Annotated in this window: 8 protein-coding genes; 3 read left to right on the plus strand and 5 right to left on the minus strand. The window is 58.9% G+C overall.

Features of this window, described 5'->3' with window-relative positions; translation table 11 throughout:
* Positions 1-187: 187 nt before the first annotated feature.
* Positions 188-1,285, minus strand: a complete 1,098-nt coding sequence (locus tag AC1XOS_RS15800) for a Gfo/Idh/MocA family protein (protein ID WP_481963187.1) — start codon at positions 1,283-1,285, stop codon at positions 188-190.
* Positions 1,286-1,393: 108 nt separating this feature from the next.
* Between AC1XOS_RS15800 and AC1XOS_RS15805 the strand changes: the two genes are divergently transcribed.
* Positions 1,394-2,956, plus strand: coding sequence for a hypothetical protein (locus tag AC1XOS_RS15805; RefSeq protein WP_481963188.1), 1,563 nt, complete (start codon positions 1,394-1,396; stop codon positions 2,954-2,956).
* Positions 2,957-3,011: 55 nt separating this feature from the next.
* On the opposite strand, the gene AC1XOS_RS15810 is transcribed toward AC1XOS_RS15805, so the two are convergent.
* From AC1XOS_RS15810 to AC1XOS_RS15820, 3 genes are read right to left on the minus strand one after another with little or no spacing between them, the layout of a single operon-like run.
* Positions 3,012-4,199, minus strand: a complete 1,188-nt coding sequence (locus tag AC1XOS_RS15810) for a glycine C-acetyltransferase (protein WP_481963189.1) — start codon at positions 4,197-4,199, stop codon at positions 3,012-3,014.
* Positions 4,196-5,005: a DUF4058 family protein gene (locus AC1XOS_RS15815; RefSeq protein WP_481963190.1), complete on the minus strand. Its 810-nt coding sequence runs from the start codon at positions 5,003-5,005 to the stop codon at positions 4,196-4,198. Before AC1XOS_RS15815 ends, AC1XOS_RS15810 begins: the two co-directional genes overlap by 4 nt.
* Positions 5,006-5,063: 58 nt before the next feature.
* The gene (locus AC1XOS_RS15820) at positions 5,064-6,527 is read right to left on the minus strand and encodes an arylsulfatase (RefSeq protein ID WP_481963191.1); all 1,464 of its coding nucleotides are present in this window, start codon (positions 6,525-6,527) and stop codon (positions 5,064-5,066) included.
* A 114-nt stretch (positions 6,528-6,641) separates the two neighbouring features.
* Between AC1XOS_RS15820 and AC1XOS_RS15825 the strand changes: the two genes are divergently transcribed.
* Both AC1XOS_RS15825 and AC1XOS_RS15830 read left to right on the plus strand, forming a co-directional pair.
* Positions 6,642-7,805 (plus strand): ABC transporter permease, encoded by a 1,164-nt coding sequence (locus AC1XOS_RS15825; protein WP_481963192.1) that lies wholly within the window; start codon positions 6,642-6,644, stop codon positions 7,803-7,805.
* A 4-nt stretch (positions 7,806-7,809) separates the two neighbouring features.
* Positions 7,810-8,478, plus strand: a complete 669-nt coding sequence (locus AC1XOS_RS15830) for an ABC transporter ATP-binding protein (protein WP_481963193.1) — start codon at positions 7,810-7,812, stop codon at positions 8,476-8,478.
* 18 nt (positions 8,479-8,496) lie between these two features.
* Here the strand turns inward: AC1XOS_RS15830 and AC1XOS_RS15835 are convergent, their stop codons facing one another.
* Positions 8,497-9,381 carry an ABC transporter permease subunit gene (locus tag AC1XOS_RS15835; RefSeq protein WP_481963194.1) on the minus strand — a complete coding sequence of 295 codons (885 nt, stop codon included), beginning with the start codon at positions 9,379-9,381 and terminating at the stop codon, positions 8,497-8,499.
* Positions 9,382-9,487: the final 106 nt, after the last annotated feature.

Below are 9,487 nucleotides of genomic sequence, written 5' to 3' on the forward strand. Positions count from 1 at the left end.
ACAGGAGCATCAAAACCAGAACGACACAGAACACGAGGCAGAAAAGAAAAAGGAAGCGGCTTCGCCGCCAGAAGAACCCGAAGCAATTTCGGGAGAAATGACCACCGAAGACTAACTCAGTCCGTGGACCAAATCAGGGGTACAGGCCAATCCTAAGCCCCTCCTCCCAAGCTAGGGAGGAGGGCTTCTAAAGGGGGAACTGGATGCGTTTGCCGGTCTTGGCGGACTCGTAGACGCCGACGATTAGCTCTAGGGCGCTGCGGGCTTCGGCTCCGTTCATGAAGGTCTCACGATCTTCACGGATAGCTCCAATGAGGTCTTTGAGGTGCGCGACGTGGCCACTGCCGGAGATAGCGCGCGGGTCGCCTGCGCCTTGCGCCTGCACGACTTCGGCTTTCTCGCCGGTTGCGGTGAAGATGCCATCTTTGACGATGGGCTCGTCGGCCTTCACCCCAAACATCCCCTGCTCTTCCTCACCCGAGGAGAACTGGGCGTGGCGGACGCGGCTGTTGTCAATGAGGACCGTGCCGCGCGTCCCGTAGATCTCTAGCGACTGCTTGTAGCCAGGGAACATCGCCGTGGACGCGAGAAGTGTCCCGACCGCACCGTTCTGGAACTCGATACTAGCCGAAACAATATCCTCAACCTCGATGCGCTCGTGGGCAATCGTCCCCATGGTCGCGGCCACGGACTTTACCGGCCCCATGATCCAGCGGAGCTGATCCACGTAGTGCACGCCCTGGTTCATCAGAGCGCCACCACCATCGAGCTCCCAAGTGCCACGCCAGCCCCCCGAGTCGTAGTAGGCCTGGGTGCGGTACCACTTGGTCACCGACTCGCCGTAGACCAGCTTGCCGAGCTTGCCCTCATCGAGCCAGCCCTTGAGAAGCTGCATCCCCGATGAGAACCGGTGCTGGGAGATCACTTCCAGCTTGACATTATTGTCTTTACAGGCCGTAATCAGCGCATCGGCGGCGGCCAGGGTAACCTCAATGGGCTTCTCGGTGACAATGTGCTTGCCCGCCTTCGCCCCCAGAACGCCGCAGGAGCCGTGCAGCCCAGAAGGCGTACAGACCGTGAGAACCTCAAACGCTCCCCAGTCCAGCATCGCCGTCAGATCGGTGAAGTGGCGAACCCCGAGCTTCTCGCCCACTTCTTTAGCGCGATCCCCTACCTCATCACAGACCGCCACCAGCTCAGCATCTTCTGGCAACGCACGAATGGCCTCGACATGAGTCCCATGAATCACACCACAGCCCACTATAGCAAATCGAAGCTTTGACATACGTGCTAGTTTCTTGATTTCTCCCCTGAAAACCTTCCTGATATTTACCGATAACTTAAGACAGACGTACGTGGCGGCCCGCACCGCCCAAGCGAAAGGATGAATTCTATGGGCAAGCAAACTCGTGCTGACTTTCTCGTGACGATGGGAGCACTCTCTCTGGCAGCACTTACCGGCTGTGCTGGTGGCGCACCACCCGACAGTGAGTTTCAGGGAACCTATCTTTCAACCTATACCCTGCCTGGTATTGGTGAGAATGGAACGTTTTCGTTCTCTATAGAACAAAAAGGCAAGATGGTCGGCTCGTTCACCGATGCCAATACCAACACGGTGCATGCCTTCGATGGCATTGTGGAAAACACGGGCAAGTTCACCGGAGCCCTCAAGAGCGCGACAACCTCTTCCCCAATCAGCGGTCTCTTAGTCGTCAAAGGGAGTGGCAGCACGGGTGGCAGCGGCACGGGTGGCGGCAATACGGGCTCCGGTGGTGACTTCACGCTTACCCGCAGCGGTGTCGAGCAGCGTGGCTACTTCAATATTGGTGGCTCACTCAGCACGGTCAATAGTGAGTTCCAGGGCATCTACAGCGGTGTCTACGGTGCTGACACGACCCTCCTTGTCGATGGGAAGACACTCAATGGCCTTGCAAGCTACAGCGTCGATAGCAAGGGAAATATCATTGGCTCCCTCACACGGGGTGCCGAGACAGGGCTCTTAACAGGGACGATTGGCAATACGGGTGCGTTCTCCGCCCTTGTCAAGTTCGCAACCGCGACTCTTCCCCTCGCCGGAACCCTCGTCAAGACCACCGATGGCTCTGCCCAAGGAAACTTTACCTTTAGCTCGGGAGGCAAGCTCTTTCCCGCACAGTTCAGCAAGAGCTCGTCAGTTGTCGCCGGGGGAGATAGCCCCTACAAAGGCGCGTACCGTGGAACGTATGGGGTACCTGAGAAGGGTGAGACGGGCAATATCAGCTTTACGATTGACCCCTCGGGCTCTCTCATTGGCTTCTTTAACCAGGCTGCGAATAAGCCTGTCGGAACCTTTACAGGCTCTGTCGAAAACGATGGTGGCTTCTCCGGCGAGATTACCTACAATGCGACCGAGGTGGCGGCACTCCCCACCAGTGCGGAGCGAGCGCTCTATACCAGCCGTAGCATTCAAGGGAAAATCGGCAACCGTGTTGGGGGCGCCGGTGTCTCGGGCGACTACAATGTGGTGATCAGTGGCAGCAGCTACGCAGGAAACTTTGAGGCCAGCATCGGCGGCTCTGAGGTGAACAGTAGCTTCCGCGCTGCCTATACTGAGGGCTCGCTCTTCAATGGCCCTAGCTCTGGTCAGTCCTATGCCTTCGATGTCAGCAATGTCCCTGGTGGGCTCTTCACTTCCTCGGGCGATGCCTCCGTAGCCGTGGACAAGCAAGGCACGATCCTCAGCAACTTTGGAACACACCGCTTCGATGGTCGTGTGACAAACGATGGCCGCGTGGTCGGTCAGCTCCGTGCTACCAGCGGTACCTGGTATGCGGTGCGAGGCATTATCAACAAGGTGAACTGGACTGCTGGCACAGATAAGATTCCAGGTCTGGCAGGAAATCTCTACGTCACCGTGGGAACCGAAGAGTACCCTATCGCTCTGAAACTAACCGGTGGGGATGGCGGCACCAGCTAGCCCCCAAGCTCCCCGCTCAGCCCCGCGCACCTTCGTGCGTGGGGCTTTTCCTTTTTTAGATCAATCCCAGCTTTTTTCCCACGCGCTCAAAGGCGGCGAGGGCTTCGTCGAAGTCAGCGTGGGTGTGGGCAGCGGTGGGCATGGTGCGCAGACGTGCCTTGCCGCGCCCGACGGTGGGAAAGACAATGGCGAGTGCTAGGATTCCCTCATCGCGAAGCAAGCGCTGCGCCTCTTGGGTCTTGGCCTCATCGCCGATCATCACGGGAGTAATCGGGGTCTGCGTGACGCCGGTGTCGAAGCCGAGCTTGTGCAAGCCTTCCTGCCAGTACTTCGTGTTGGCCCAGAGCCGCGCCGAGAGCTCAGGCTCGTCGCGCATCAGCTCGATTCCCTTAATACACGCCGCCGCGACTGCGGGCGGACAGCCCGTCGAGAAGAGAAACGGACGCGCACGCTGCTTGAGAAAGTCCACCAGCGCCGACGAACCCGCGATATAACCTCCGACCACGCCGACGGCCTTGGAGAGTGTCCCAAGCTGGATGTCTATTTTCTGGTGCACCCCAAAGTGGTAGGCCGTCCCCCGCCCATTGGCCCCCATCACCCCTGAGCCATGGGCATCGTCCACCATCACGGCGGCATCGTACTGCTCCGCGAGGGCGCAGATTTTGTCCAGAGGCGCGACATCGCCATCCATGGAGAAGACGCCATCCGTGATCACCAGGCGCTTCTTGGCTCCCATCGCCGCTTTGAGCGCTTCTTCCAGCGAGTCCATGTCGCAGTGCTGGTAGATCGCACGCTTGGCCTTTGAGAGACGGCAACCATCAATGATCGAGGCATGATTGAGGCTATCCGTGATAATCTGGTCGTCGGCGTCGGTGATGGTCGGAATGGTTCCCGCGTTGGCCGTGAAGCCGCTCTGAAATACTAAGACATCCTCGACATGCTTAAACTCCGCGATGAGCCGCTCAAGCTCGTTGTGAAGCTGCAAGTTGCCGATAATGGGCCGCACCGCGCCACCGCCCGCCCCGATTGCCAGCGCCGCCTCCGACGCCGCTTGGCGCAGACGCATATCTCCCGCAAGCCCCAGGTAGTTGTTCGACGAGAGATTGATCAGCTCCCGATCACTGCCCGCGATCTTAACCCGCGCCCCGACCGCACTAGTGACCGTGGTCAGGGGCTTGTAGAGATGCTCCGCATGGAGTGTGTCGAGCTGGCCATTGAGAAAGTCTTGAAGCGTCTTGTTCATACTGTCCCAATTATACCTGCCAGCCAGCCTTTCTGCCCCTCGGACACGGCGGGTTTTAGGGGCAGTTGGTAGTCAATCTCTCGCCAGAAAGCCCCTTTCGCCCAGGTACGCTCATAGATGGTCTGGAGAGCAACCTCTACCCCCTGCGCATCAGGCATGAGGGGAAGGTAGATCTCCGGCAGAGCACCCTCCAAGGCGTTCAGCCAGAAATCGCAGCTATCCGCCCCCGCACGGTGCAGCGACACGAGATAGTCCCATGCTCCCCACTTCACAAGTTCCAACTTTGGAGAGGCGACAGTATGTTCCCCACCACGCAAAAAATCGAGTTCCACTAAGTGCGTCTCACTACCCAACAATGTTTCTTGATTGCGGAGATAAGAGGCATGGCCAGGGTCCCAGCGATCCTTATTTGCAGGACTTAGCAGCTCAATCACAAGAGTCACTGCGCGATTTCGCCTTAGATCCCTAACGGTCACGAAGCGCTCACGCACCAGAGGAGCAAGTGGAACCGTGCCTGTTGGGTGCATACCAACACTCACGACAGGACGCTCCATAATCGCAGACCCCCCACGGCTTTCGAGAGGCTGATTCGGCACGGTTCGTAGCACCACGACATCGGGATAGCTCCCCTGACGCGGCGTGCTGACGTAGCACCGCTCCTCCAAATGGGCCACAAAATTCTCAGGGAGTTCTTCATTGAGAAACCCCACAAGCTCCCCAAGAAACAACCCATGAAAACCAATCCAAGAAAGCTGACTCTCGATAAAAGGGTTGATGCCAGGGAAAGGGTTCTTAGACGGGGTCATAGTCGTTATTTTACCACTGCAACCAAAAAAAATTCGCCCGGATAAACAGCCTCTCTTCTTATCTTCGACGATGAGACGAGCCTATAGAATAGGGCGCTCCCACAGGCTGGTCAAGCACGCCGAGCGGGAAGTCTTTGGAGGGGACGTGCTGCTCTTCGAGGAGCTTCTCCAGCCGTGCGATCCACTGCGGATTCTGCACCGCGACATCGGTTGTCTCGTTGGGATCGGTCTTGAGGTTGTAGAGTTCGGTTTTCACGACCGGGTTAGGATTCTTCGCCGTCTTGTTGAGGCTCTGGCGCACCGCTTTCCACTCCCCGATTCGGGCGAGCTGCTGGCCGCCGTAGCCGGGGAACTCGCGGTAAAAGAAGGGGCGCTCGGGCTGGCGGTTGCCTAAGAGCGTCGGGGCGAAGCTGATGCCATCGGTCTTGACGGACGTGCGTTTTTCCAAGAGCTCAAAGAGAGTCGGGAGCCAGTCCTCGAAGCCGATCACGCGCTCACTCACACTGCCGGGCTTGATCTTTCCCTTCCACCGAACCACCGTCGGGACGCGAATCCCCCCCTCGTAGAGCGAGCCCTTACGCCCCCGCAGGCCCCGCGCCGAGTTGAAGAACTCTGTGTCCGTGCCGCCTAGTTCATCGTAGAGTGGGCCATTGTCGCTTGTAAACACAAAGATCGTGTCGCTGTCTAGGCCCAGCTCGGCCACCAGCGCCAGCAAGCGCCCAACTTCTTTATCGAGACGCGTGATCATCGCCGCGTAGGCCGCGCGCGGTGTGCGGTGCGGCAGATACGAGCGGCCGCCGGGGTAGGGCTTCTCGGGGAACTTACCCGCAAACTCGGTAAGGGAGTCGTCGGGGATCTGGAGCGCAAGATGAGGAACCGTCGTCGGGACGAAGCAGAAAAACGGCTTGTCTTTGTTGTCTTGGATAAACTGCCGCGCCTGCGCCATGATCGTATCGGGAGCGTAGTCCTTGCCCGTAAAGCTCACGTAGCTGCCCGGATTCTCAGGATCTGCTCCCTCGGGAAGCTTCTGGTGTGCAGCAAATTTTGGGTTATTGAGCGGCACTTTCTTGTCATCGTCCCAGAGATACGGCGGGTAGAAGTTATGCGCCTCGCGCTGGCAGTTGTAGCCAAAGAAGCGACTGATCCCCATCTTCAGCGGCGCAGCGTGCGTGTCCGGCCCGCCCAGTCCCCACTTCCCAAACGCCCCACAGACATAGCCGAGTTTTTGCAGCAGCATCGGCAAGATCACCGTTCCCATAGGCAAAGGGAGCTGCCCCTCTTTTTTATCTGCCGCTTCCCGATTATCACGAATGGGCGTGTGCCCTGGATGCAGCCCCGTCATCAGCACCGAGCGCGACGGCGCACAGACCGCATTGCCGCTGTAGCTCTGGACAAACTTCATGCCCTCGTTGGCAATTCTGTCAATGTTCGGCGTTGTAAACCTCGTCTGACCGTAGCAGCTCAAGTCACCATAGCCTAGGTCGTCGGCAAGAATAAAAACAATATTAGGGAGACGCTTCATGCGGCGATTATAGCAGAGTCATCAAAGGTAAAGCATTTTGTCTGCTGGGAACCTTCCCACCAAATCCCCGTTAGAAGCGTAAGGTACAATCCGTTTGTACTATTTTTCACGAACATGACAAACCCTCTCTCTCCTCTTGTTTATTTCCGGCGCAATGCCTCACGAGCGCTGCCGATGGGCCTGGTAATTGTACTGGCGGTCTTTCTGATTGCAGGGGTGACCGTGCTGGCCAATGCGATTGACCTGACCGTGAGAACGATCTACCGCTACACCGAGTACTTCACCTACGTGCTCCCACAGCAGCAGTTCCGAGAGGTTCCCGAAACCCAGCGAGCGATTGTGGAGAGCGATCCGAGAGTCGAGCGGACGATGGAGGGGGCGTTCTTTCTGTGCAATATCAAGACCGTGATGGGACGCTTGCCCTTTGTGGTGCTGGGCGTGCCAGACGATGACCGGGACTATCTGATGCAGCGGATGGGCACGACGCTGGTTGCAGGTCGCCTGCCGGCTGAGGGAATGCCTGAGGCGGTACTCTCGGAGCCGATGGTGGAGAATAAGAAGCTCAAGATTGGGGATAACGTGGTGAGCCCAACGGAGCAAGGTGGTATGGCGACGGCGGCTCCGATCCCCGTCAAGCTCGTTGGTATTTTGAAAGGCCCGGTCTGGGTGGGCTTTACCAGCCGGAGCTTCTGCACCCGCTACTTCCTCCTCAACCCGCGCTGTACTCTCTACACCTGGAAAGATGTCAATGAGCGCGACACGCTCAACCGCTCCATGATGCCGGTGAGCGATAAGTCCAAGGGAAAGCTCTCCCCCACCGATGTCCAAGTGCTCTCCAAAGAGAACCTCATCACCGAGGTGCGCGACAGCCTGGAGTCGCTCTACATGATCATGGGCGTGGTCACCTCCGCCGTGATCTTTGCCATCACGCTGATGAGTGGGATGCTGGCCAATATCTACTTCACCCAGCGCCTCTCGGAGTTTGGGGTGCTGGCAGCCATTGGCTACTCACGGCCAAGACTCATCGGACGGGTACTGGCAGAGACAGCGCTGCTTAACATTGCAGGCTGGATTGTCGGAGCGGCGTCCACGGCGCTCCTGATGCGCTTTCTCGGTGAGTCCGTTTTTCGGGCACGCGGGCTCTTTTTGGATCCCTTCGACCTCGATGCCTACGCCCACACGATCCCCGTTCCGATCTGTATTACGCTTTTCTCGGTGGGAACGATTGCCTACCGCTTGCTGAAGCTTGACCCTGTGACCATTATTGAGAGGCGGTAAGAAAATGCACGACACACTCTCCTGTGAAAACTTGACCCTGGCTTACCGTGATGGCGAGCGAACTACCTACGCGCTCCGTGATGTCAGCATGAGCCTGCCACCAGGTAAGTTCTACGGCATCATGGGGCCGTCGGGCTCCGGGAAATCCAGCCTGCTGTATCTGCTCTCTGGGCTCAAGCGACCCACGGAAGGCAAAGTGGCTCTCGGGGAGCTGGCGCTCTCGCACCTCCCTGATCCGGAGCTGATGCGCCTGCGGCGGACTCGCTTTGGCTTTGTTTTCCAGCAGCCATTTCTGCTGACCTACCTCACAGCGCTGGAAAATATCGTGGTCGCAGCACCACAGCCCAGTGCCGCCGCACGCCAGAAAGCGCAAGAGCTTTTAGAGAGCTTGGGGCTCGCCACCATGACCCATAAGCTCCCCAGCCAGCTCTCCGGTGGCGAGCGCCAGCGTGTGGCGGTGGCCCGTGCACTCATCAACGAGCCCGAGATTCTCTTTGCCGATGAGCCCACGGCGGCGCTGGACCAGACCAATGGGCATCGGGTGATTGAAGCGCTGGCGGCATGGCGCACCAAAGGCACGGTGATTGTCGTCACTCATGATGCCGGGATGCTCACCGGAGCCGACGAGATCCTCTCTTTGCGCGATGGCCGACGAGTCGAACCTCAGGGGTAAGTGAGCACCGGTCCTGATCTAGCCAGCGCTGACAGATAGTCCGCCGAGGAACACCAGGGCAGCGGGTGCGGCTCCTCGGCCTCTAACCAATGCCAAAGCCAACAGAGCCGCGATATAGGGCAAGAGCTGGAGCAGATCTGGGGGAAGGATTCGGGCAAATCCCACGTTCTGGAGAGTTCCGACCAGCGCATCCCCGAGGGCAAAGAAAAGGGCTGCGGTTGCTGCACCAAGGGGGCTCCAGCGCCCTAAAATCACGGCGGCTAGTGCGATATAGCCGCGCCCCGAGGTCATGTTCTCGGTGAACTCCCCCAGCCCCATGAGCGCCAGGAGCACGCCACCAAGTCCGGTGAGTGCTCCCGCCACGGTGACCGTGCCCAGCCGTAGTGCCTCAGGGTTGAGTCCGGCGGCACGCACCGCTTCCGGCTTCTCACCACACGCCCTCAGGCGCAGGCCTAGCGGCGTTTTGGCGACCACAAAGGCAGCCAGTGCGACTAAGGCTATCGCCAAAGGAATGCCAAGCTCTGCGGAAAAACGCGTTTGGGTGCTAAGCCCGGATTCACCATGAGCACGCAGCAGAAATGTCGTCAGGCCAAGGAGCCCCAGGTTCAGGCCGACGCCCGAGAGCACGGCGGGGACTTTCGCAAAGAGCACAAGGCTTGCATGGAGTGCCCCGACCAGAGCACCCGCCAGCAGTCCGGCAAGCAAACCCAGCCAGGCACTGCCGGTCGCGCTTGCCACGGCCACGGCGGCATAGGCTCCCGCCAGAAGTTTAGCCTCCAGCCCCAGGGCGATCACCCCCACCCGCTCGGAGAGTGCCCCCCCCAGTGCCGCCAGCCCCAGAGGAGCCCAGAGCCGCAGAACCGCCGCCAGAAAGTCCATGCCCCACGATTCGACAGGGCTCACCAGGGTTCCTTTTTCAGGAAGGAGATCAACCGGTTTTTCGAGAATAGTGCCTCATGTATCTTCATCCTGACCGCTGTTTTTCGCCTGAGCCTGCCCGCCGTGGGGT

It is taken from the genome of Armatimonas sp. (assembly GCF_964826245.1).

Excerpts from the sequence above, each read along its gene's own strand:
- AC1XOS_RS15800 (WP_481963187.1), bottom strand. The coding sequence starts at position 1,285 with ATGTCAAAGCTTCGATTTGCTATAGTGGGCTGTGGTGTGATTCATGGG.
- AC1XOS_RS15805 (WP_481963188.1), top strand. The coding sequence starts at position 1,394 with ATGGGCAAGCAAACTCGTGCTGACTTTCTCGTGACGATGGGAGCACTC.
- AC1XOS_RS15810 (WP_481963189.1), bottom strand. The coding sequence starts at position 4,199 with ATGAACAAGACGCTTCAAGACTTTCTCAATGGCCAGCTCGACACACTC.
- AC1XOS_RS15815 (WP_481963190.1), bottom strand. The coding sequence starts at position 5,005 with ATGACCCCGTCTAAGAACCCTTTCCCTGGCATCAACCCTTTTATCGAG.
- AC1XOS_RS15820 (WP_481963191.1), bottom strand. The coding sequence starts at position 6,527 with ATGAAGCGTCTCCCTAATATTGTTTTTATTCTTGCCGACGACCTAGGC.
- AC1XOS_RS15825 (WP_481963192.1), top strand. The coding sequence starts at position 6,642 with ATGACAAACCCTCTCTCTCCTCTTGTTTATTTCCGGCGCAATGCCTCA.
- AC1XOS_RS15830 (WP_481963193.1), top strand. The coding sequence starts at position 7,810 with ATGCACGACACACTCTCCTGTGAAAACTTGACCCTGGCTTACCGTGAT.